A 22,432-nucleotide genomic window follows, 5' to 3' on the forward strand; every position below is an offset into this window, starting at 1 on the left:
TATGGAACCGAACCGTCAGCGTGAATTGAGTACCGAGAATTGAGAAAACTGTGAGCACGGCTTCCCGCCTCCCGAGGTCCATCCAGCAGCTGACCGCCAAGCTCCCCACGGAGGTCAATAGCACCATCCGCAGGCTGGCGATGTTGTCGCTGATCGGCCAGGTGGTCCTGGTGGTCACCGGCGGCGCGGTCCGGCTGACATCCTCAGGGCTCGGCTGCCCGACATGGCCGCGCTGTACCAGCGGTTCCCTTGTGAATACACCGGAGATGGGCATCCACGGCTTCATCGAATTCGGCAATCGTATGCTGACGTTCGCGCTGGCGGCCGTCGCCGTCCTGATGCTGGTGTACTTGTGGAACCTTCGCAAGGAACGTCGCGACCTTTTCCTGCTGGCCGTAGGCCTGCTCGCCAGCATTCCGGCACAGGCCGTCATCGGCGGCATCACCGTGCTGTCCAATCTGAACCCCTGGGTTGTCGGACTGCATTTCCTGGTTTCCATGGCCCTGGTTGTCTTCTCCACTCTGCTGGTCAACCGCGCCTATGGCCGTACCGGACGCTTCATGAACCGGCCGTTGGCACCGATTCCGGGCGCAATGAGCCCCGTCATGACCGCCGTCGCGTTCTTCTCGGCAGTTGCCGTGTGCCTGGGCGTCGTAGTCACTGGCGCCGGCCCCCACGCTGGCGACGCCAACGCACCGCGCAACGATCTCGACTGGGACCTCTTCTCGCATATCCACGCAGTGCCGGCGTACCTCATCACGGCAGGGGCCGTCTTCGCCGTCTACTTCGTCCTGCGCAAGGGAATCACCGGCCTGTTCCGCACGGCGACGTTCCTCCTGCTCGGCATGACAGTGCTTCAGGCAATCATCGGCTTCACGCAGTACTACAACGGCATTCCCGCCCTCCTGGTAGGCGCCCACATGTTGGGCGCCGCCCTCCTGATGAGTGCGGCCACGAACGCGGCGGATGTGGCCCGGTTCAGCCCGAAGGGCTAACCCCCGGGCGGTTGGTCGCCTGGCAGCTTGGCCAAAAGGAGGACCTTCCTTCACATCTGATGTGAAGGAAGGTCTTTCTCTTGCCGCAAAAGGTGCAGGAGGGTTTCGGCTTTTGCCCTTAAAGGTGGGCGAGCGTTCGGGAAAGGGCGCCCATACGTGAGCGAGCGTCCTGCGACGACCGCGACCTCGACGACGGCGACCGGCGGTGGGGCGACCGGGGGCCGGGGCGACCGGGTGCGTCAGCCGCCGATGATCGGGGAACCGATGAACGGGTCCACGGCGAGGGCAATGAAGAGCAGGGTCAGGTAGCTGATGGAGCCGTGGAAGACCTTCATGGCTCCCTTGTTCGATACGTCGCCACCCTGGGCCCGGTTATAAAGGGCATGGGATTCATACAGGAACCAGGCGCCCGCGAGGACGGCGGCGATGGTGTACACCCAGCCTGCGCGGCCAACCGGCACCAAAAGCAGCGAGCACACAACCATGGCCCACGCGTAGAGAACCACCTGGACGGACACCACCTTGGCGCCGGCGATGGCACCGAGCATGGGGACGTTGGCGTTGCGGTAGTCCTCGCCGTACCTCATGGACAGCGGCCAGTAGTGCGGAGGAGTCCACAGGAAGATCACCATGAAGAGCACGACGGCGGGCCACTCAACAGTGTTCGTCACCGCGGCCCAGGCGATAAGCACCGGGAAGCACCCTGCAGCTCCGCCCCACACGATGTTCTGCGCCGTCCGGCGCTTGAGGATCATCGTGTAGATGACAACATAGAAAACAATCGCACCAAGGCCAAGCCATGCCGAAAGCGGGTTGGCCCCGAACCACAGGATGGCGATCGAGGCAGCCCCAAGGATCCAAGCGAAGACAAGCGCTTCGCGGGGAGTGACTTCGCCCGTTACAAGGGGCCGCTTTTCCGTGCGGTGCATCAGCTTGTCAATGTCACGGTCGATGTAACAGTTGAAGACCCCCGCACTGCCGGCGGCGAACGCGCCACCCACCAGCGTGGCGACAATCAATCCGATGGAGGGGAAGCCGCGCTCGGCGAAGATCATGGTGGGCAGGGTGCTGACCAGCAGCAACTCGATCACGCGGGGCTTGGTCAGTGCCAGATACGCCTTGAACTTGCGGGATATTCCACGCTTCCCCGCAGCCGGGGAAGCCTTGAGGGGCGTATCTGTTGTGCTCACGTTGGCAGTCACTCTGTTCTTTGCTCTGGTGTTCTCGCAGCGGCGGCGCCAGTTCATCCGGGTACCTCAAAAACCGGGGCGCAGGTCCAAAAGTGGATTCAATGCGTGCTTTGGGCCCCGCTTTGGATGAAAGGCGCACTCGCCACTGGTGGCCTCCAAATATCATACCGTGGCCTGTCCGACGCCACGGCACCCGGAACTTTCCTTTGTTTCCGAAAGTTCACCGGCACTTTGACGTCGCGGTGATTCATAAAACGGAATTTGCGTCCATTTTTTGAGATTCCCACCATTTGGGGCCCGGAACCGGGCTAAGCTGTCTGCAGATCAGCTCACGCAGGGTTTCTGAGAAAGCGTATTCTCAGATGTGCATGTCTGGATGATAGATCAACGTTTCAATGGTGAACGGCTGGTAGACACTTCGCAGCGGGCGCCATCCTGTGCCCGAGGCTTGCCACGTGCCGTCACCAGCCGTCAGCACAGAGAGGGGCTCGGTTTACGTGCCACATTTGGAAGAGCAAGAACTGACTTGGACAAGCCTGGACCAGCGCGCCGTGGACACCGTCCGCGTTTTGGCCGCTGACGCCGTCGAGAAGGTCGGCAACGGTCACCCCGGCACGGCCATGAGCCTTGCACCGGCCGCCTACCTGCTGTTCCAGAAGCTGATGCGCCACGACCCGAAGCACCCGGACTGGATTGGTCGCGACCGTTTCGTCCTGTCCCCAGGGCACACATCGCTGACCCTGTACATCCAGCTGTTCCTTTCCGGCTACGGCCTGGAGCTGAAGGACCTCGATGCTCTGCGCACCTGGGGATCGCTGACCCCCGGCCACCCGGAATACAAGCACACTGCCGGCGTCGAGATCACCACCGGCCCGCTGGGCCAGGGACTCGCATCGTCGGTTGGTTTCGCTTACTCCCAGCGCCGGATGCGCGGCCTGTTCGACGCCGACACCCCCGCCGGCGAGAGCCCGTTCGACCACACCATCTGGGTCATTGCGTCCGACGGCGACCTTCAGGAAGGTGTGACTTCGGAGGCTTCCTCCCTGGCCGGCCACCAGGAACTGGGCAACCTCGTGGTGGTCTACGACGAGAACCACATCTCCATCGAAGACGACACCAACGTCGCGTTCACCGAAGACGTACTCAAGCGCTACGAGGCCTACGGCTGGCACACCCAGCGCGTGGACTGGACCCGCCCCAGCGAAAACAACCCGACCGGCGAATACGTCGAAGACGTCCAGGAGCTCTACGGCGCCCTGCTCGCCGCCAAGGCCGAGACGTCCAAGCCGTCCATCATTTCGCTGCGCACCATCATCGGCTACCCGGCCCCCAAGAAGCAGAACACCGGCAAGATCCATGGTTCCGCTCTCGGTGCCGAGGAAGTCGCAGCACTGAAGGAAATCCTGGGCTTCGACCCCGAGCGTTCCTTCCAGGTTGACGATGACGTCCTGGCACACGCCCGGGCTGTCGTAGAACGCGGCGCAGCCACCCGCAGCGACTGGCAGGCATCCTTCGAGGCATGGCAGACCGCCAACCCGGAGAACGCGGCACTGCTTGAGCGCATAGAGGCCAAGAAGCTTCCTGTCGAGCTCGACGCCGCGCTGCCGGTTTTCGAAGCAGGCAAGGAAGTCTCCACCCGCGCAGCTTCCGGCAAGGTCCTCAACGCCATCGGCCCGGTTCTTCCGGAACTATGGGGCGGTTCCGCCGACCTCGCCGAATCCAACAACACCACCATCGAAGGTTCACCGTCCTTCATTCCGGCCTCGCGCTCAACCGGCGCATGGAAGGGAAACCCATACGGCCGGGTATTGCACTTCGGTATCCGCGAGCACGCCGCCGCTTCGATCGTGAACGGCATTTCGCTGCACGGCCGGACCCGGGCATTCTCCGGCACGTTCCTGATCTTCAGTGACTACCAGCGCCCCGCCATCCGCCTCGGCGCCCTCATGGGTGTTCCGTCGCTGTACGTATGGACCCACGACTCGATCGGCCTGGGCGAAGACGGCCCCACCCACCAGCCGGTGGAACAGCTGTCCACCCTCCGCGCCATCCCGGGCCTGGATGTCGTCCGTCCGGGCGATGCCAACGAGGTTGCCGCCGCCTGGAAGACCATGCTGGAGAACCACGAGAACCCGGCCGGCATCGTGCTGACCCGCCAGAACATCCCGACCTACGCACGCGGCGAAGGCGTCGCTGAAGGTGACACCTTCGGCTCCACCGCAGGCGTTGCGAAGGGCGGCTACGTCCTGGCAGAGGCTTCGAATGACGGCGCCACGGTCCCGGCGGAGGTCATCCTGATCGGCACCGGTTCCGAAGTCCAGCTCGCCGTGAACGCCCGCGAAGCGCTCCAGGCCGAGGGCATCGCCACCCGCGTTGTCTCCATGCCGTGCGTCGAGTGGTTCAACAAGCAGGACGCCGCGTACCGCGAGTCCGTACTTCCGGCCGCCGTCAAGGCCCGTGTCTCGGTCGAAGCCGGCCTGGCACTGGGCTGGAAGGAATTCGTCGGCGACGCCGGCCGCTCCATCAGCCTTGAGCACTTCGGCGCCTCGGCAGACTACAAGCGCCTCTTCAAGGAGTTCGGCATCACGGCAGAAGCAGTCGCCGCCGCCGCCAAGGACTCCCTCGCGGGTCTCGGTAGCTGAAAACGCGCATGAGACGAATTCGACTGCAACGAATAGATTTTCAAGGAGATAAAAGAAAATGACTACGACTCCCACCCAGCAACTCTCCGACGCCGGTGTGTCCATCTGGCTTGATGACCTTTCCCGGGAACGCCTGTCCAGCGGCAGCCTGCAGAAGCTCATCGACGAGAAGAATGTGGTTGGTGTGACCACCAATCCGTCCATCTTCCACGCCGCCATCACTTCCGGCAGCGACTACGACGCCGTGATTGCCGAGGAGGCCGCCAAGGGCGCCACGGTTGAAGAGACCGTCTTCGAAATCACCACCACCGACGTCGCCGACGCTTGCGACCTCTTCGCTCCGGTCGCCGCAGCGAGCAAGGGCGTGGACGGCCGCGTCTCCATCGAGGTGGACCCCCGCCTTGCTTGGGACACCGAAGGCACCATCGCCGAGGCCAAGCACCTCTACAAGAAGGTCAACAAGGACAACGTCCACATCAAGATCCCGGCAACCCTTGAAGGCCTCGCGGCCATCACGGCAACCCTGTCCGAGGGCATCAGTGTCAACGTGACCCTGATCTTCTCCCTGGAGCGCTACCGCGCCGTCATCAACGCCTTCCAGTCCGGCCTGGAGCTGGCCAAGGAAAACGGCCACGACCTCTCCAAGATCCACTCCGTGGCGTCCTTCTTCGTTTCCCGGGTGGACTCCGAGATCGACAAGCGCCTCAATGCCCTGGGCACCGATGAAGCCAAGGCCCTCAAGGGCAAGGCAGGCGTTGCGAACGCCCGCCTCGCCTACCAGGTCTACGAAGAGCTGTTCTCGACCGAGCGTTGGGCAGTCCTGGCCGAGGCCGGCGCGCTGCCGCAGCGTCCGCTGTGGGCTTCCACGGGCGTCAAGGACCCGGCATACCCGGACACCCTGTACGTGACCGAGCTGGTCGCCGCCGGCGTGGTCAACACCATGCCGGAAAAGACCCTCGACGCCACTTTCGAGCACGGCGTGGTTACGGGTGACACCGTCTCCGGTACTTACGAGGAAGCAAACAGCGTCCTCAACGCACTGGAGGGCCTGGGAATCTCCTACAACGACGTCGTCGCAATCCTCGAATCCGAAGGCCTGGACAAGTTCGTCGCCAGCTGGAAGGAACTTCTGGCCGACGTCGAAGGCGCCCTCGCCTCTGCACGGAAGGCTTCCTAACCCACATGAGCACTCTCAGCTACGACGCCAACGGTGCTGCGCAGCACGCCATCGAACTGCACATCCCGGCACTTGTTGAAGACCGGATTGCCACCAGGATTTTCGCGAAGGACCACACCTTGTGGGGTCCCGATGCAGAGTCCGAATCCGCCATCCGGCTCGGATGGGTGGAGGCGGCAACCGTTTCCCAGCCTTTGGTAGAGGGAATCCTGGAACTCCGGGATGCCCTCCGGGCCGAAGGTGTCTCCCGCATTGTCCTGTGTGGCATGGGCGGCTCTTCGCTCGCCCCCGAGGTCATTGCCGGCACCGCTGGCGTCGAGCTGACCGTGCTGGACAGCACAGACCCCGAACAGGTCGGTGCTGCCCTGGCGGACCGCCTCGCCGAGACCGCCATTGTTGTCTCCTCCAAGTCGGGTTCCACTGTGGAGACCGACTCCCAGCGACGGGTATTCGAGCAGGCCTTTACCGAGGCCGGCATCGATGCCAAGAGCCGCATCATCATCGTGACCGATCCCGGTTCCCCGCTGGACAAGGCATCCCGGGAAGCCGGCTACCGTGCAGTCTTCAACGCCGACCCGAACGTCGGAGGCCGCTTTTCGGCGCTGACGGCTTTCGGCTTGGTCCCCAGCGGCCTTGCCGGAGTCGACATCCAGGCATTCCTGGATGAGGCCGAGGAAGCTGCGGAGATCCTCAACGACGACTCACCTGAAAACATCGGGCTCCGGCTTGGTGTCGCACTTGGCGGAACCACCCCGCTGCGCAACAAGGTCGTCATCGTCGAAGACGGTTCCGGCATTGTCGGCTTCGCCGATTGGGCCGAACAGCTCATCGCCGAGTCCACAGGGAAGCTCGGCACCGGCGTTTTGCCGGTTGTCGCAGGTCCGTCCGCACCCGAGGTCAGCGGCGGCGCTGAGGACGTCCTGGTGATCCGCCTCGTCGGCGCGGAATCCGACGTCGAACTCGGCGAAAACGAAGCCGCCATCGCTGGTGGCCTGGCCACCCAGATGTTCGTTTGGGAGTTTGCCACCGCCGTCGCAGGGCGCCTGCTGGGCATCAACCCCTTTGACCAGCCCGACGTCGAGGCGGCCAAGATTGCAGCGCGTGGACTCCTTGACGCACGTCCTGAGCCCACGCCGGCGAATTTCGTCGACGAAGCGATCGAGGTCCGCGGGGGTACGTGGCTCGGCGACGCGGCAACGGCCGCCGAGGCCGTCAAGGCACTCCTTGCCGAACTTGGCACCGATGGCTACCTGAGCGTCCAGGCATATTTCGACCGGATCGCATTCGCGCAGCTGGAAGGTGTCCGCGACGAACTCGCTGGCGTCAGTGGCCGGCCGGTCACTTTCGGCTGGGGTCCGCGCTTCCTTCACTCCACCGGACAATTCCACAAGGGCGGACCGGCTATCGGTTCGTTCCTGCAGATTACGGCTTCCGCAACCGGCGACATCGCCATCCCGGAACGCCCGTTCACCTTCGGTCAGCTGATTGCAGCCCAGGCGGCCGGTGATGCCCAGGTTCTGGAGAACCACGGCCGCCCGGTCCTGCGGCTGCACCTCACGGATCGTGGAGCCGGAGTTGCCCAGCTCCAGGAAATCGTCGCCGCACTGGCCGGCCAGGCCAGCGCGCTCGAAAGCTAAGGCACAAACCCAAACATGCCAGAAACTGAAAACGGTTACCGGTCCACCGGAAAGGCAAGCCACCGCAATCCCCTTCGGGATCCGCGGGACCGGCGCCTGAACCGCATCGCAGGACCGTCGTCATTGGTGTTCTTCGGAGTCACCGGTGACCTTGCCCGCAAGAAACTCATGCCGGCGGTCTATGACCTCGCCAACCGCGGGCTGTTGCCGCCGAGCTTCGCGCTCGTCGGCTTCGGCCGGCGGGACTGGAGCAACGAGGACTTCGCGGACGAGGTCAAGGAGAACGTCAAGGCGCACTCCCGCACCCCGTTCGACGACGCCGTCTGGAACCAGCTCTCCGAGGGCATCCGCTTCGTCCAGGGAGAGTTCGACGACGACCAGGCGTTCAAGCGCCTCAGCGCCACGCTCGATGAACTGGACGAGACCCGCGGCACCCGCGGCAATCATGGTTTCTACCTGTCCATTCCGCCCAAGGCCTTCGAGCAGGTCTGCCGCCAGCTGTCCAAGCACGGACTGGCGCAGGCCGGCGACGGCCAGTGGCGCCGTGTGGTCATTGAGAAGCCCTTCGGCCACGACCTGGAGTCCGCGCGCAAGCTCAACGACATCGTGGAGTCCGTCTTCCCGCCGGACGCGGTCTTCCGGATCGACCACTACCTCGGCAAGGAAACGGTCCAGAACATCCTGGCCCTGCGTTTCGCCAACCAGCTGTTCGAGCCTTTGTGGAACGCCAACTACGTTGACCACGTCCAGATCACCATGGCCGAGGACATCGGCACCGGCGGCCGGGCGGGATATTACGACGGGGTCGGCGCGGCCCGCGACGTCATCCAGAACCACCTCCTGCAGCTCCTGGCCCTGACGGCCATGGAGGAGCCAATCTCCTTCAACGCCGATGACCTGCGTGCCGAGAAGGAAAAGGTCCTGGCCGCGGTCAGGCTGCCCGATGACCTGTCCACCCACTCGGCCCGCGGCCAGTTCACCGGCGGCTGGCAGGGCGGGGAGCTGGTGCAGGGCTACCTGGAGGAAGAGGGCATTCCGGCCGATTCCAAGACGGAGACCTATGCGGCCATCCGCCTGGACATCCACACCCGGCGCTGGGCCGGGGCGCCGTTCTACCTGAGGGCCGGCAAACGGCTAGGCCGGCGCGTCACGGAAATCGCGGTGGTGTTCAAACGGGCACCGAACCTGCTCTTCCGCGGCCACGGGGAGGACGACTTCGGCCAGAACGCGGTGGTCATCCGCGTGCAGCCCGACGAGGGCGCCACCATCCGCTTCGGATCCAAGGTTCCCGGCACGCAGATGGAAGTCCGCGACGTCACCATGGACTTCGGCTACGGGCACTCGTTCACGGAGTCCAGCCCCGAGGCCTACGAACGCCTCATCCTGGACGTGCTGCTGGGCGAGCCTCCGCTCTTCCCGCGGCACCAGGAAGTCGAGGAGTCCTGGAAGATCCTGGACCCGTTCGAGGAATACTGGGCCGGACTCGACGAACAACCCGAACCTTATGCTCCCGGCAGCTGGGGGCCGGCCTCGGCCGACGAACTGCTTGCCCGCGACGGACGAACCTGGAGAAGGCCATGATCGTAGATCTTCCCGACACCACCACCTCCAAGATCTCCAAGAAGATCACCTCCCTGCGCGAGCAGGGAGGGGTGATCGCCCTTGGACGTGTCCTGACCCTCGTGGTGGTCACCAAGTCCGGTCTCGAGGAAGAGGCCATCGAGGCAGCCAACGAGGCCAGCCGCGAGCACCCGTGCCGCATCATCGTCCTCGCCGACGCCGGCAGTGAAGCGCCCAACCGCCTCGACGCCCAGATCCGGGTGGGCGGGGACGCCGGAGCATCCGAGGTGATCGTGCTGCGCGGCTTCGGTGAGCTCGCCAAGGAAAGCGAATCCCTCGTCGCGGCACTGCTCCTGCCCGACGCGCCGATCGTGGCCTGGTGGCCGCACGGAGCACCCGAGAACGCGTGCGAGACTTCCATCGGACGTATCGCGCACCGCCGCATCACGGACTCCGCCAACGAGGCGGACCCCGCAGCGGCCCTGGCCCGGATCCGGAAAACGTACCGGGCAGGCGACACCGATCTCGCCTGGACACGCCTGACCAACTGGCGCCTCCAGCTCGCAGCAGCCCTGGACCAGGTGGACGAGTCACCCGTCACGGCCATCGCCGTCGAGGGCGCTTCGGACTCACCCAGCACCCTGCTGCTGGCCGCCTGGCTCACCCTGTTCCTCGACGCCCCCGTCCAGATCGTTGCCGACCCGGCAGGAACGGGCATCCGCCGGGTGCGGCTGAGCCGCGCCACCGGCGACGTCCAACTGGTCCGTCCCGGCCTCACCATCGCGGAACTGACCCAGCCCGGCCAACCCGCCCAACGGATTTCACTGCCACGCCGCAGCCTGCGGGACTGCCTCGCCGAAGAACTGCGCCGCCTCGATCCCGACGATGTATTCGGAGAAGTGATTACTATGGGACTGCCCCGAACCAATAGCAAGGAGTGACCGTCCCAGTGAGCGCTGACCCCAGAGTAAGCATCCATCCCAACTCCGCCGTCCTTATGGCCGCGATCGCAGCAAGGCTTATCACCAAGCTGGTGGACGTGCAGGACAAGCACGGCGAAGCCACGGTGGTCCTCACCGGCGGAACTGTAGGCATCGGCACCCTGAAAGCGGTCGCCGACTCACCCGCAGCGCCCGCCGTCGACTGGTCCCGGGTGAACTTCTGGTGGGGTGACGAGCGGTTCGTTGGCAAAGACAGCACGGACCGCAACACCGTACAAGCCCGTGAAGCACTGCTCTCCAGCCTGCCGGTGGATCCCGACCGCGTGCACGAACCGGGTTCGTCGGACGAGTTCGCCACCGCAGACGACGCCGCAGCAGACTATGCAGCCCGTCTCAAGGCCGCTGCGGAGGCAGAGCACGCCGCAGATACTTCGGACCACCGACCGGAGCAGGCTGGCGAGCTGCCGCGTTTCGACATCCTGCTGCTGGGCGTGGGCCCGGATGCGCACGTTGCCTCGCTCTTCCCTGAGCAAGCGGGTATCCGTGTCCAGGACCGCACAGTGGTGGGTGTCGAGAACTCCCCCAAGCCGCCGCCGTCGAGGATTTCACTGACCCTGCCCGCCATCAATTCCGCCCAGGAGATCTGGATGGTAGTGGCGGGCGAAGACAAGGCCGGGGCCGTGGGCCTGGCCCTCGCCGGGGCCAACCCGATCCAGGTTCCCGCCTCCGGCCCTCTTGGCCGGTCGAGGACCCTATGGCTCATCGACGAAAATGCAGCCTCACGTGTCCCCCAGCAGCTCATCCGGAAGGATCCTGCGGGCGCGTAGCCGCTTCAGCGCTCCAGCCAGGACAATCTCCGCTTCCTGGCTGGAGCGTCTTTCTTTAACGTAGTCCAGGTGGCTCTTGAAGATTTCTTCGTCCGCACGCTCCATCGTCGCGTCGCCTTGTTCGCGGACAGCTACCAGGCCACACTTCGGGCAGTCCCACCGGACCGGAATTTGATCTTCCGGGAGCTTAACGAAAACAAGCCGCGTCTCATGTCCCTTGGCGCACCAATAGGGAACACGAATACGCGGCAAGCTTTCGCCGACTATGGAGTCGGGCTGGTTTCTCGGGGCCGATCCGGCTGTTACACCGGCCCGTGTGCCTCGGAATCCTGAAGAACCATGAACCATCGTCGATCCCCTTGAGAGTTCGGCTGCATGGCGGTGCAGGCCATGCAGCCTAGTCTAGTGCGGTCAACCCGACGACGGCAGGGTTCCGGGCAGTTTGCTCCAGCCGGAACCCTGCCGGGAAAGCTATGAGTCTCCGCCGGAGGTGAAGCGCATGATGAGGCCAAGGCCGATGATGACGACACCCCAAGTGCAGCCCAGGACGATGGTGAAACGGTTGAGGTTTCGCTCTGCGACACCCGAAGAGCTCAATCCCGAGCTCATGCCACCGCCAAACATATCGGACAACCCGCCGCCTCGTCCCTTGTGCAGGAGTATGAGCAGCGTCAGCAGAAGACTGGTGATGCCCAGCAGGATCTGCAGAATGACTTGAAGAACGTCCACGACGGCCTTTCAGAAGAACGGAAAACGGGAGCGGAATCTTGAACGGACTAAGCCGCGCTAAGGTGGCTCTCGAACCTGACAATGTTAGCAAACTCAGCAGGGTCGAGGCTCGCTCCACCCACCAGGAGGCCGTCGACGTCGGAGCCGGCCATGATCGCTGCTGCATTGTTGGCCTTCACCGAGCCACCGTAGAGGAGGCGGGTCTTGGCAGCGACCGAATCATCGAACAACGAGACGAGCTCGGCACGGATCGCGGCACACATTTCCTGTGCGTCTTCCGGACCAGCCACTTCGCCCGTGCCAATGGCCCAGACCGGTTCGTAGGCGACAACCAGATCGCCGGCTTGCTCCGCTGAGAGCCCTTCGACGCCGGCACGCAACTGGGCAAGCGTGTGCTCGACGTGGGTGCCGGCCTGGCGGATCTCAAGGCCCTCGCCGACACACAGGACCGGCGTTACCTCGTGACGGAAGGCAGCTTTGACCTTCGCGTTGAGGATCTGGTCATTCTCGTTGTGGATGGTGCGGCGTTCACTGTGACCCACCAGAACGTATGCGCAACCCAGCTTGTTGAGGAAATGGCCGGAGATGTCGCCGGTGTAGGCTCCGGAGTCGAACTGCGAGAGGTCCTGGCCGCCGTAAACAACGTCCAGTTCGTCGCCCTGGACGAGGGTCTGCACACCGCGGAGGTCCGTGAACGGCGGGAAGACCGAAACCTCCACCCTGCTGTAGTCGTGCTTGGCGTCGGACAGGGTCCATGCCAGCTTCTGCAACAGGGTGATGCCCTGGACGTGGTCCATGTTCATCTTCCAGTTGCCGGCAATGAAAGGCTTGCGGACGAAGTTTCCGTTGGCAGAAGTTGTCACGTGTGCTCCAAAATGCGTTGAGATAGGGAAGCCGGCGGGGCGCTTGCCTTCTAAGAAGGGCGCCCCGCCGGCTGTGTAGCCTTAGCGGTCCAGCACGCTCAGGCCAGGAAGATCCTTGCCTTCAAGGTATTCCAGGCTTGCGCCGCCGCCGGTGGAAATGTGGCCGAACTGGGAGTCCTCAAAACCGAGGGTCCGGACAGCTGCGGCAGAGTCGCCACCGCCGACCACGGTGAATGCAGGCGTCTCGGTCAAGGCCTGTGCAATGGCGCGGGTCCCGTCCGAGAAGGCCTCGAATTCAAAGACGCCCATAGGCCCGTTCCAGAACACGGTCTTGGCGGCCTTGATTTGCTCGGCGAAAGCCGCCGCGGATACCGGCCCGATGTCCAGGCCAATGCCTGTGGCACCGAATGAGCTGTCCTCGATCGCGTCGGCGGCGACCACTTCGTGTTCGGCGTCAGCGGCAAAGCGGCTCGCGACCACGACGTCGGTGGGTATGACGAAAGCGGTACCGGCGTCGGAAGCACGCTTGAGGTAGTCCTGGACCACGGGGATCTGGTCAGCTTCAAGCAAGCTGCCCGCGACCTTGTGACCAACCGCTGCGAGGAAGGTGAAGAGCATTCCGCCACCGACGAGGATGGTGTCAGCCTTTCCCAGGAGGTTGTCGATCACCGCGAGCTTGTCCGAGACCTTGGAGCCGCCGAGAACGACGACGTACGGACGCTGGGTCTCCGTGGTGAGTTTGCGAAGGACCTCCACCTCGGTGTGCACGAGGTCCCCCTGGTAGGAAGGAAGCTTCGTGGCGACGTCGTAAACGCTGGCGTGCTTGCGGTGAACAGCACCAAAGGCGTCATCAACGAAGGCACCGTTGTCACCGGTCAGCGCTACGAGTTCATCGGCGAAGGCGCCGCGCTCGGCGTCGTCCTTGCTCGTCTCGCGGGCGTCGAAGCGGACGTTCTCCAGAACCAGGACGTCTCCATCCTCGAGGGCCCCGGCCAACTCCTTCGCGGACTCACCAACGGTGTCTGCCGCGAGCCGGACCCTGAATGGAGCGAGCTCCGCAAGCCGCGCTACAGCGGGCTTGAGTGAATACTTGGCCTCGGGAGCACCTTTAGGGCGTCCCAGGTGGGCCGTGACGAGCACGCGGGCACCGGCGTCCGAGAGCTTTTCGATGACCGGGAGGGAGGCCTTAATGCGGCCGTCGTCGGTCACTGTAGAGCCGTCGAGCGGCACATTCAGGTCACTTCTGACGAGAATGTACCGCCCGCGGACACCTTCAGCGATCAGTTCGTTGAGGGTGTGAGATGTCATGTGTCTACCCTAGCCCAGCTTGGATGCGACAAGCTCCGTGAGGTCAACGAGGCGGTTGGAGTAGCCCCATTCGTTGTCATACCAGGAAACAACCTTGACCTGGTTGCCGATGACCTTGGTCAGGCCGGAGTCGAAGATCGAGGAAGCGGGGTCGCCAACGATGTCCGAAGAAACGATCGGGTCCGACGTGTAGCTCAGGATGCCCTTGAACTGCTCGCTCTCGGAAGCTGCCTTGAGTGCTGCGTTGACTTCGGCAACGGTCACTTCGCGGGAAACCGTGACGGTCAAGTCCGTGGCGGAACCGGTCGGGACCGGGACGCGGATGGCGTAGCCGTCGAGCTTGCCCTTCAGCTCCGGAAGGACGAGGCCGATCGCCTTGGCAGCACCCGTGGAGGTGGGAACCATGTTGATCGCTGCGGCGCGGGCACGGCGAAGGTCGCTGTGGGGGCCGTCCTGCAGGTTCTGGTCTGCCGTGTAGGCGTGGATCGTGGTCATGAGGCCGCGCTCGATGCCGAAGGCGTCGTTGACAACCTTGGCCAGCGGACCGAGGCAGTTGGTGGTGCAGGAAGCGTTGGAAATGATGTGGTGTGCTGCGGGGTCGTAGAGCTCGTGGTTGACGCCCATGACGATGGTGATGTCTTCGTCCGAAGCAGGAGCGGAGATCAGGACCTTCTTGGCACCAGCATCGATGTGCTTCTGCGCGGCGGCAGCCTTGGTGAAGAAGCCGGTGGACTCGATGACGATGTCCACGCCCAACTCACCCCACGGGAGGTTCGCGGGATCGCGCTCTGCAAGGACCTTGATGATGTTGCCGTCGACAATGAGGTTGCCCTCCTTGACTTCAACAGACTGGGTCAGGCGGCCGCCGACGGAGTCGTACTTCAGCAGGTGGGCAAGAGCCTCGGGACTCGTGAGGTCATTCACCGCAACAATTTCGAGATCCGCACCCTGGGCGAGTGCTGCGCGGAAGTAGTTGCGGCCGATGCGGCCAAAGCCGTTGATACCAATACGGGTGGTCACTATTTCAGTCTCCTTGGTGCTCTTGCAAGCACACCTAGTGAGTCGGATCTTGATTCCAACTAACAATTCCCGCACATCATTGGGCAGAAGTGATTATCAGATCGGAGGGCGACCAGCCACGTTGCTGAAGGCTAACCGCCTTCCGTGACCCATCTTACGTTTAACTACGTCTGCCCCCGCAACTGCGGGGGCAGACAATCCGGTATTTGGGCGAAATTCACCTGAATGTGAAGTTTGTTACATCTCTGTGTATTCCGCGTCACTCACCGATTCGGGACTGATTTCCCTAGAGAACGATCAGCCCGGTGGCGTTCGCGCGGGCCGCTTCGAAGCGCTTCGCGACGTCGGCCCAGTTGACAATGTTCCAGAATGCCTTGACGTAGTCAGCCTTGACGTTGACGTAGTCCAGGTAGAAGGCGTGCTCCCACATGTCGAGCATGAGCAGGGGCGTGGTGCCGACTGCGACGTTGCCCTGCTGGTCGTAGAGCTGCTCGATGAGGAGGTTGCCACCGATGGGCTCGTAGGCGAGGAAGCCCCAGCCGGATCCCTGGAGGCCAAGGGCAGCTGCCGAGAACTGGGCACGGAACGCATCGAAGGAGCCGAAGGCGTCGTCAATCGCTGCCGCCAGCTCGCCCTCGGGCTTGTCGCCGCCGTCCGGGGAGATGTTGTTCCAGAACACGGAGTGGTTGATGTGGCCGCCGGTGTGGAACGCGAGGTCCTTGGAAAGGCGGTTGATGTTGGCGAAATCGCCCTTGTCGCGGGCTTCTGCCAACTGGGCCAGGGCGTTGTTGGCGCCGGCTACATAGGCTGCGTGGTGCTTGCTGTGGTGCAGCTCCATGATCTTCGCCGAAATGTGCGGCTCAAGTGCTGCGTAGTCGTAGCCGAGCTCGGGCAGTACGTACTCTGTCACGAAATCCTCCAATGTAGTGGACCGGGGTCCGGTTGGTAACTCTCGTTTTGTTCATCCGACCGGCGAACCGCCCGGAAATCTACACCCTGACGATTCTAGGGCGGGGGCCTTATTCGTCCATCATTTCGGGGGTCACATTCGCCTCGGTACCCGGGATCCCCAGGTCACCGGCCCGCTTGTCCGCCATGGCCAGAAGCCGGCGGATCCTCCCCGCGATCGCGTCCTTGGTCATCGGCGGATCAGCGAGCCGGCCCAGTTCATCCAGGCTGGCCTGCTTGTGCGCCACCCGGAGCTCACCGGCATACTTGAGGTGGTCCGGAACGTCGTCGCCCAGGATTTCGAGGGCCCTGTCCACCCGGGCACCGGCGGCGACGGCAGCCTGGGCCGAGCGGCGCAGGTTGGCGTCGTCGAAGTTCGCGAGGCGGTTGGCCGTGGCCCGTACTTCCTTCCGCATGCGGCGTTCCTCCCACACCATGAGGGCGTCATGGGCGCCCATCCGGGTGAGCAACGCGGCGATGGTGTCGCCGTCGCGAATGACCACGCGATCCACCCCGCGCACTTCCCTCGCCTTGGCCTGGATTCCGAGGCGACGGGCGGCTCCGACCAGGGCAAGGGCGGACTCCGGTCCGGGGCAGGTCACTTCGAGCGAGGAGGACCTGCCCGGTTCGGTGAGCGAACCGTGTGCCAGGAAAGCTCCGCGCCAGACCGCTTCGGCGTCGGACGCCGAACCATTGACGACGGCGGATGGCAACCCGCGGACAGGCCGCCCGCGGCCGTCCAGGAGGCCTGTCTGGCGAGCCAAGGCCTCGCCGTCGCGCACTACACGCACCACATAGCGGCTACCGCGCCGGAGGCCGCTACCGGAGACGACGATGATCTCGCTCTGGTGCCCGTAGACTTCGGCGATCGCGGCGCGAAGCCGCCGGGCCGTGGAGGCGAGGTCGACCTCCGCCTCGATCACGATGCGGCCCGAAATGATGTGCAATCCGCCGGCAAAACGCAGCATGGCCGAGACTTCGGCCTTGCGGACTGAAGACTTCTTGATGTCCAGCCGGGAAAGTTCTTCCTTGACCGATGCGGTCAGTGCCATCGCATGTTCCTAACTATTCCCGAAGATATCGTGATACGCCGATGCCAGACGCAGCGGGTCGTGGACTGGACGGCGGCTCGACGCCCCCACTTTACCCAAGACCACCTCGGCACCGATCATTCCAGCAGCGCGCTCGAATTCCTTGTGGTCCGATATCGACGAGGGATCGGCGAGGACTACGTCCACACTGAACTCCGGCGCGTAGTGGCGCAGGGCGTCCAGATGGTCCGCGGCGGACATCCCGGAGGTTTCCTTGGTGTCCATGGCGAGGTTCATGGTGAGGCATCGTTTGGCCGGGGTGTCACACAAGGCTTGGCGCATCTCGGGCAACAGCAAGTGGGGCAGGACCGACGTGTACCAAGAGCCAGGGCCGAGAATAATCCAGTCTGCGAGCTCGATGGCCGTGAGCGCCTCGATGCATGCCCGCGCGTCTTCCGGCCGAAGCCGGACGTTTTCGAGGGATCCGGCAACAGCGCATTTGGCCTGGCCTTTGACGGTCTGGAACTCGTATCCGCCTCCGGGCAACGGCACCCGGACATCGCCCTCGATGTTCAGTGGCTGCGTGGACATCGGCAGGACCTGACCGCGGGCGCCCAGGAGGGCACCTGCCCATTTCAGTCCCGCCACGGCGTCGCCCAGCAGCTCCCAGAGGGTAACAATGAGCAGGTTTCCCATGGCGTGGTTGTCCAGGGAACCCTGCCGACCGCTCGGAGTCTTGAAGCGGTGCTGCATGACGTCCCGCCACGTGCGCCCCCAATCCGTGTCATCGCAGAGGGCGCTCAGCGCCATCCGAAGATCGCCGGGCGGAAGAACACCGTACTCTTCCCGCAGCCGCCCGGACGATCCGCCGTCGTCCGCAACGGTCACGATCGCAGTGAGCTCGGAGGTCAACAGCCTCAACGCAGAGAGCGACGCGGAGAGCCCGTGTCCGCCGCCTAGCGCAACAACAGAGGGGCCCTTGGAAGGCTGGCTGCCTGGCGTCCCCTTGGGCGGGACAAGCGGCAGGGGTCCGGTCAGAACCCCCATTATTCGCGACCCAGATCACGGTGGCTCGTGGTCACGGTGACCCGGGGATATTGGGCCAGCCGTTTGGAAAGTTCGACGGCGACCGCGACTGAACGGTGCTTGCCGCCTGTGCAGCCCACAGCAATGGTGGCGTAGTGCTTGTTTTCCGTCCGGTAGCCGTCGAGGACAGGCTCCAAGGCAAGGACGTAGCGGTCAACGAAGTCCTTGACGCCGTCGGCCCCCAGCACATAGTCGCTGACATCGGCGTCGAGTCCAGTGTGCGGGCGCAACTTCGGGACCCAGTGCGGGTTGGGGATGAAGCGCGCGTCGGCCACGAAGTTGGCGTCCACCGGCAGGCCATATTTGAAGCCGAAGCTCATGACGTTCAAGCGCAGCGCCACGGGGCCCGTGTCGCTGAAGAGCTCTGTGATGGCGGTCGCCAGGCCGTGCACGTTGTACGTACTCGTGTCCAGGACCACATCTGCCGATTCCCGGAGTTCCTTCAGGACGTCGCGCTCCGCGGCGATACCGTCCAGGATCCGGCCTCCGCCCTGGAGCGGATGCGGGCGGCGGCCTTGTTCAAAGCGCCGGACCAAGACGTTGTCGCTTGCATCGAGGAAGAGAACCCGGAACGTGATTCCGCTGGCGCTGAGTGCGCCGAGGGCCGTCCTGATATCGGTGAAGAGTCCCTTGCTCCGGACGTCCACGACGACGGCCAGCTTGGGGATCGACTGGGGTGCGTGCGAGACGATTTCGGCGAGCGTCCCCAACATCTGCGGAGGCAGGTTTTCGACGACGTACCAGCCGTGGTCCTCCAAGGCGTCCGAGGCGGTACTGCGGCCTGCTCCGGACATGCCAGTCACCACCAGCAGTTCCGCTTCAACAGGCTTGACGGGAATAAGGCCGTCCTGCTCCGTGTCGGATCCTGCTGTTGACTCTGACATCAAGTGTCCCCGTTTCTGAGATGGTCCAAAGCTTCTGTGAAGGTCCAAGCCGGACCGTGTTGAGGAGCGGTCCGTTTATTACCCTAGCTAATATTCAAGGATTTCGCCGGTGGTCATGTTCACTGCCGGGGCGGCCTCTTCGGACGCGCTGGCCTCCGCCAGGTGGCCGACAACGGCTTCTGCCAATGCCGGGCCGATTCCCTTCGCCGCGGTGAGCTCGCTTGCCGTGGCGGCCTTGATCTTCTTGAGCGAACCGAAATGTGCCACGAGCGCCTTCCGTTTGGCTTCACCGAGGCCTGGAACGCCGTCGAGCGCGGACACAGTCATGGCTTTTCCGCGCTTCTGCCGGTGGAAAGTGATGGCGAAGCGGTGGGCTTCGTCGCGGATGCGCTGCAGCAGGTAGAGCCCTTGTGAAGTTCGCGGCAGAATCACGGGGAAATCGCTATCCGGCAACCAGACTTCTTCGAGCCGCTTGGCCAGGCCCACGACGTAGACGTCGTCGATCCCCAGTTCCGCGAGGGCCCGCGCGGCCGCGTTCACTTGGGGCTGACCGCCGTCGACGACGACGAGGTTGGGCGGATAGGCGAACCTCGCCTTTGTCCCGGTGCCGGCAACGTCCTCCGACGGCGCCAGCTCCGCCGCGTTGGGGACTTCCCCGCTCTTGGGAAGCTGGGCGGACTTGTCCTGAAGGTAGTGCCGGAAGCGTCGCGTGAGGACGTCATGCATCGCCGCGGTGTCGTCGGTTGCGGCTGCACCGGTGATGGAGAATTTCCGGTAGTCGGCCTTCTTGGGGAGGCCATCTTCCACAACCACCATGGACGCGACCACGTTGGTGCCCTGCACATGGGATATGTCATAGCATTCGATCCGAAGGAGCGGCACGGGAAGCTCAAGCGCCTCCTGCAACTCCTGGAGCGCCTGGGAGCGGACGGTGATGTCGCCAGCCCTCCGGACTTTGTGGAGCTTCAGGGCCTGCTCCGCGTTTTCGCGGACAGTGGACATGAGGGCGGCCTTGTCGCCACGCTGCGGCACGCGGATATCCACTTTGGCGCCCCGCAGGCCGCCGAGCCATTCAAGCAACTCATGATGGTTGGACGGAATCTCCGGGACCAGGACTTCGCGAGGAATACGGCCCTGGTTGTCGCTGTCTTCTCCATAAACCTGCTGCAGGAGGTGCTCGATAAGCTCCGGTGTGGTGGCGTCTTCGACCTTTTCGACCACCCAACCCCGCTGGCCGCGTACCCGGCCGCCCCTGACGTGGAAGACCTGCACGGAAGCCTCGAGGTCGTCGTCGTGCAGGGCGAAGATATCTGCGTCCGTGTCTTCGGAAAGCACGACGGCGTTGCGCTCGAACACTTTACGCAGCGCCGCGATGTCGTCGCGGATTCGTGCCGCCCGTTCGTAGTCGAGTTCAGCTACGGCAGCTGCCATGTCTTTCTCGAGGCGCCGTATGAACTTGCCGGCCTCGCCGCCCATGAACGAGCAGAAGTCTTCGGCAATGGCGCGGTGCTCCTCGGGCGTGACACGGCCGACGCACGGGGCCGAGCATTTGTCGATGTAACCCAGCAGGCATGGCCGCCCACTGGCCTGCGCGCGCTTGAGCACACCGGCGCTGCAGCTCCGCACCGGAAAGACCCTGAGCAAGGTGTCCATGGTTTCACGGATGGCACCGGCCGTGTACGGCCCGAAGTAGCGGGTGCCTTTACGGCGTTCCCCGCGCATAACCTGGACCCGGGGGAGCTTCTCCCCCATGCTCACGGCAAGGTACGGGTAAGTCTTGTCATCGCGGAACACGACGTTGAAGCGCGGCTTGAATTCCTTGATCCAGGTGTACTCGAGCTGGAGGGACTCAAGCTCACTGCCCACCACGGTCCATTCAACGCTGCTCGCGGCGTGCACCATGGCGTATGTCTTCGGCAGCAACCCTGCCGGGTTGGCGAAGTAAGAGTTCAGCCGGGACCGGAGGTTTTTCGCCTTGCCCACATAGATGACGCGGCCGTGTGGATCCCGGAACCGGTAGACGCCGGGGGTGGTGGGGATTTCTCCCGTCTGGGGGCGATAACTCGCTGGATCTGCCACAGATCCAGTCTAGTAAGGGAAAGACGCTGCCCCGTACGCACCGGCCAGCTTCGCGGAGCTACTCCGCCGTCTTGCTCTGGTTGTAACTCGTTGAACGTTCCTGGCCGCTCAATGCCGCAATGGCATCCATGATCTTATCCGTCACTTCGCGGCGGGCAGGCAAGGAATGGTCCGGACCTGTTTTCTCGAAGTACAACGGCTCGCCCACCATCATGGTGAAGTGCTGCGGACGGACGGTGTTGCGGTCCACAGGCTGCAATTTGTCCGTGCCAATCAGGCCCACAGGAACGACGGGCGCACCCGTAGTCAAAGCAAGCCAGCCGACGCCCGTCCGCCCACGGTAGAGCAGGCCGTCACGCGAACGGGTTCCCTCCGGATAGATACCGATGCCCCTGCCGTTCTCCAGGATGTCCAGCAGGGTCTTGAGCGCTTGCACACTGGCCGCTTGCTCTCCGCGTTCCACCGGAATCGATCCAACTGCCTGGAAGAACGCTTTCATGGCGAGGCCTTTGAAGCCCTTGGTGGTGAAGTACTCGGCTTTGGCAAAGAATCCGACCGGGCGGGGCATCAAGGCCTGGACAATCACGCTGTCCAGAAAAGACAAATGGTTTGGGGCCACAATAAATGGCCCTTCCTTGGGCACGTTTTCCAGCCCGATGACCGTGGGTCGGCAGGTGCTGGAAATCAGTCCGCGCGTGGTCCAGCGGATGACATCAAAGGCTTCCATCGTTCTGCACCTCGCTCAGGGCCGCCGCGCGGACAGCGTCAAGTTCTTCGATCTTCTTCAGCAGTTGCGCAGTGGAATCCACGACGGCGACGGCTCCCGCTTCCTGAAGCTCGCCGTCGGGCGCAAATCCCCAACTCACACCGATGCAGTCAAGTCCGTTGGCCATCGCACCGGCAACATCCTGATGGCGATCCCCCACCATCACCGCGGGCTGCGAATGCAACGTCGCCAGCGCAGCTCCAACGATTTCCACCTTGCCGGGGGCCGTGTTTGCGGCCATTGATTCATCGTCCGGGGCACCGCAGATGGACGCAAAGAAATCAGCAATACCGTGGTGCTCCAACACGACGCGCGCCAGGCCCTGGGGTTTCTGAGTGGCCACAGCGACCTGACGCCGCGACTCCGCGAAGAACTCGAGGAGCTCACGGATACCTGGATAGAGCAGGCCCTGACCAATCCCTACAGATCGGTAGTAGCTGCGGTAAAGCCCAATGACTTCATCAACTCTCCCAGTGGGAACCCCGGCAATGTGCTCCAGGGAATCACTGAGCTTGGGTCCAACCATGGACTCAAGCACGGGCAGTTCCGGGACGGGGAGGCCCATTTCGCGCAGCGCCGCGGCGATGCCGCCGGTTATGCCACCTGCAGGATCGACAAGGGTGCCGTCCAGATCAAAGATTACGGGCACCATTGTTTGAGTCACCGGGTTAGTTTCTCACGAGTTGAGGCGTGCCTGAAACTCACATGCCCGCCAGGGAATACTCCGGCAGCCGCCGAAATATTCCCCG

General features: G+C 63.7%; 20 protein-coding genes. 7 read left to right on the top strand and 13 right to left on the bottom strand.

What is annotated here, in order from left to right; genetic code table 11:
• Positions 1-50: 50 nt before the first annotated feature.
• On the top strand, positions 51-995 hold the full coding sequence (locus OOZ51_RS03635) for a COX15/CtaA family protein (protein WP_265977548.1): 945 nt from the start codon (positions 51-53) through the stop codon (positions 993-995).
• A 239-nt stretch (positions 996-1,234) separates the two neighbouring features.
• On the opposite strand, the gene OOZ51_RS03640 is transcribed toward OOZ51_RS03635, so the two are convergent.
• Entirely contained in the window at positions 1,235-2,197 is a 963-nt protein-coding gene (locus OOZ51_RS03640) for a heme o synthase (protein WP_265977549.1), read from the bottom strand.
• A 494-nt stretch (positions 2,198-2,691) separates the two neighbouring features.
• Here OOZ51_RS03640 and tkt point away from each other — a divergent pair, with 494 nt between their 5' ends.
• The 6 genes from tkt to pgl are packed head-to-tail and all read left to right on the top strand — an operon-like array spanning position 2,692 to position 10,969.
• On the top strand, positions 2,692-4,827 hold the full coding sequence (gene tkt / locus OOZ51_RS03645; protein ID WP_265977652.1) for a transketolase: 2,136 nt from the start codon (positions 2,692-2,694) through the stop codon (positions 4,825-4,827).
• Between the two features lie 58 nt (positions 4,828-4,885).
• Entirely contained in the window at positions 4,886-6,004 is a 1,119-nt protein-coding gene (gene tal / locus OOZ51_RS03650) for a transaldolase (protein WP_265977550.1), read from the top strand.
• 5 nt (positions 6,005-6,009) lie between these two features.
• Positions 6,010-7,641, top strand: coding sequence for a glucose-6-phosphate isomerase (locus OOZ51_RS03655; protein ID WP_265977551.1), 1,632 nt, complete (start codon positions 6,010-6,012; stop codon positions 7,639-7,641).
• Between the two features lie 15 nt (positions 7,642-7,656).
• Positions 7,657-9,222: a glucose-6-phosphate dehydrogenase gene (gene zwf, locus OOZ51_RS03660; RefSeq protein ID WP_265977552.1), complete on the top strand. Its 1,566-nt coding sequence runs from the start codon at positions 7,657-7,659 to the stop codon at positions 9,220-9,222.
• Positions 9,219-10,142: a glucose-6-phosphate dehydrogenase assembly protein OpcA gene (locus tag OOZ51_RS03665; protein ID WP_265977553.1), complete on the top strand. Its 924-nt coding sequence runs from the start codon at positions 9,219-9,221 to the stop codon at positions 10,140-10,142. The genes zwf and OOZ51_RS03665 overlap by 4 nt, the downstream gene beginning before the upstream one ends.
• A gap of 8 nt (positions 10,143-10,150) precedes the next feature.
• Positions 10,151-10,969 carry a 6-phosphogluconolactonase gene (gene pgl, locus OOZ51_RS03670; RefSeq protein WP_265977554.1) on the top strand — a complete coding sequence of 273 codons (819 nt, stop codon included), beginning with the start codon at positions 10,151-10,153 and terminating at the stop codon, positions 10,967-10,969.
• Here the strand turns inward: pgl and OOZ51_RS03675 are convergent.
• The 12 genes from OOZ51_RS03675 to OOZ51_RS03730 form a co-directional block, all read right to left on the bottom strand.
• Complete coding sequence (locus OOZ51_RS03675) at positions 10,922-11,317, bottom strand: RNA polymerase-binding protein RbpA (protein WP_265977555.1); 396 nt, start codon at positions 11,315-11,317, stop codon at positions 10,922-10,924. The two genes, pgl and OOZ51_RS03675, sit on opposite strands and share 48 nt — an antisense overlap.
• A 123-nt stretch (positions 11,318-11,440) precedes the next feature.
• Positions 11,441-11,698 carry a preprotein translocase subunit SecG gene (gene secG / locus OOZ51_RS03680; RefSeq protein ID WP_074589634.1) on the bottom strand — a complete coding sequence of 86 codons (258 nt, stop codon included), beginning with the start codon at positions 11,696-11,698 and terminating at the stop codon, positions 11,441-11,443.
• A gap of 47 nt (positions 11,699-11,745) precedes the next feature.
• Positions 11,746-12,561: a triose-phosphate isomerase gene (gene tpiA / locus OOZ51_RS03685; RefSeq protein ID WP_265977556.1), complete on the bottom strand. Its 816-nt coding sequence runs from the start codon at positions 12,559-12,561 to the stop codon at positions 11,746-11,748.
• An 81-nt stretch (positions 12,562-12,642) separates the two neighbouring features.
• Entirely contained in the window at positions 12,643-13,869 is a 1,227-nt protein-coding gene (locus tag OOZ51_RS03690; protein ID WP_265977558.1) for a phosphoglycerate kinase, read from the bottom strand.
• Positions 13,870-13,878: 9 nt separating this feature from the next.
• On the bottom strand, positions 13,879-14,889 hold the full coding sequence (gene gap / locus OOZ51_RS03695) for a type I glyceraldehyde-3-phosphate dehydrogenase (RefSeq protein WP_265977559.1): 1,011 nt from the start codon (positions 14,887-14,889) through the stop codon (positions 13,879-13,881).
• Positions 14,890-15,175: 286 nt separating this feature from the next.
• Entirely contained in the window at positions 15,176-15,799 is a 624-nt protein-coding gene (locus OOZ51_RS03700; protein WP_059389282.1) for a superoxide dismutase, read from the bottom strand.
• A gap of 109 nt (positions 15,800-15,908) precedes the next feature.
• Complete coding sequence (gene whiA, locus OOZ51_RS03705; RefSeq protein WP_265977562.1) at positions 15,909-16,889, bottom strand: DNA-binding protein WhiA; 981 nt, start codon at positions 16,887-16,889, stop codon at positions 15,909-15,911.
• A 9-nt stretch (positions 16,890-16,898) separates the two neighbouring features.
• The gene (locus tag OOZ51_RS03710; protein ID WP_265977564.1) at positions 16,899-17,915 is read right to left on the bottom strand and encodes a gluconeogenesis factor YvcK family protein; all 1,017 of its coding nucleotides are present in this window, start codon (positions 17,913-17,915) and stop codon (positions 16,899-16,901) included.
• Positions 17,915-18,838, bottom strand: a complete 924-nt coding sequence (gene rapZ / locus OOZ51_RS03715; RefSeq protein ID WP_265977566.1) for an RNase adapter RapZ — start codon at positions 18,836-18,838, stop codon at positions 17,915-17,917. The genes OOZ51_RS03710 and rapZ overlap by 1 nt, the downstream gene beginning before the upstream one ends.
• An 87-nt stretch (positions 18,839-18,925) precedes the next feature.
• Entirely contained in the window at positions 18,926-20,917 is a 1,992-nt protein-coding gene (uvrC, locus tag OOZ51_RS03720) for an excinuclease ABC subunit UvrC (RefSeq protein WP_265977567.1), read from the bottom strand.
• Positions 20,918-20,975: 58 nt separating this feature from the next.
• A complete protein-coding gene (locus tag OOZ51_RS03725; protein WP_265977569.1) occupies positions 20,976-21,644 on the bottom strand; it encodes a lysophospholipid acyltransferase family protein in 669 nt (222 codons plus the stop codon).
• On the bottom strand, positions 21,631-22,347 hold the full coding sequence (locus OOZ51_RS03730; RefSeq protein WP_265977570.1) for an HAD hydrolase-like protein: 717 nt from the start codon (positions 22,345-22,347) through the stop codon (positions 21,631-21,633). The genes OOZ51_RS03725 and OOZ51_RS03730 overlap by 14 nt, the downstream gene beginning before the upstream one ends.
• Positions 22,348-22,432: the final 85 nt, after the last annotated feature.

Origin of the sequence: Arthrobacter rhizophilus (genome assembly GCF_026241105.1) — a bacterium.
In the GTDB taxonomy this organism is placed as follows: domain Bacteria; phylum Actinomycetota; class Actinomycetes; order Actinomycetales; family Micrococcaceae; genus Arthrobacter.

Excerpts from the sequence above, each read along its gene's own strand:
- rapZ (WP_265977566.1), bottom strand. The coding sequence starts at position 18,838 with ATGTCAGAGTCAACAGCAGGATCCGACACGGAGCAGGACGGCCTTATT.
- OOZ51_RS03655 (WP_265977551.1), top strand. The coding sequence starts at position 6,010 with ATGAGCACTCTCAGCTACGACGCCAACGGTGCTGCGCAGCACGCCATC.
- whiA (WP_265977562.1), bottom strand. The coding sequence starts at position 16,889 with ATGGCACTGACCGCATCGGTCAAGGAAGAACTTTCCCGGCTGGACATC.
- tal (WP_265977550.1), top strand. The coding sequence starts at position 4,886 with ATGACTACGACTCCCACCCAGCAACTCTCCGACGCCGGTGTGTCCATC.
- OOZ51_RS03675 (WP_265977555.1), bottom strand. The coding sequence starts at position 11,317 with ATGGTTCATGGTTCTTCAGGATTCCGAGGCACACGGGCCGGTGTAACA.
- OOZ51_RS03690 (WP_265977558.1), bottom strand. The coding sequence starts at position 13,869 with ATGACATCTCACACCCTCAACGAACTGATCGCTGAAGGTGTCCGCGGG.
- OOZ51_RS03725 (WP_265977569.1), bottom strand. The coding sequence starts at position 21,644 with ATGGAAGCCTTTGATGTCATCCGCTGGACCACGCGCGGACTGATTTCC.
- OOZ51_RS03710 (WP_265977564.1), bottom strand. The coding sequence starts at position 17,915 with ATGGGGGTTCTGACCGGACCCCTGCCGCTTGTCCCGCCCAAGGGGACG.
- zwf (WP_265977552.1), top strand. The coding sequence starts at position 7,657 with ATGCCAGAAACTGAAAACGGTTACCGGTCCACCGGAAAGGCAAGCCAC.
- OOZ51_RS03665 (WP_265977553.1), top strand. The coding sequence starts at position 9,219 with ATGATCGTAGATCTTCCCGACACCACCACCTCCAAGATCTCCAAGAAG.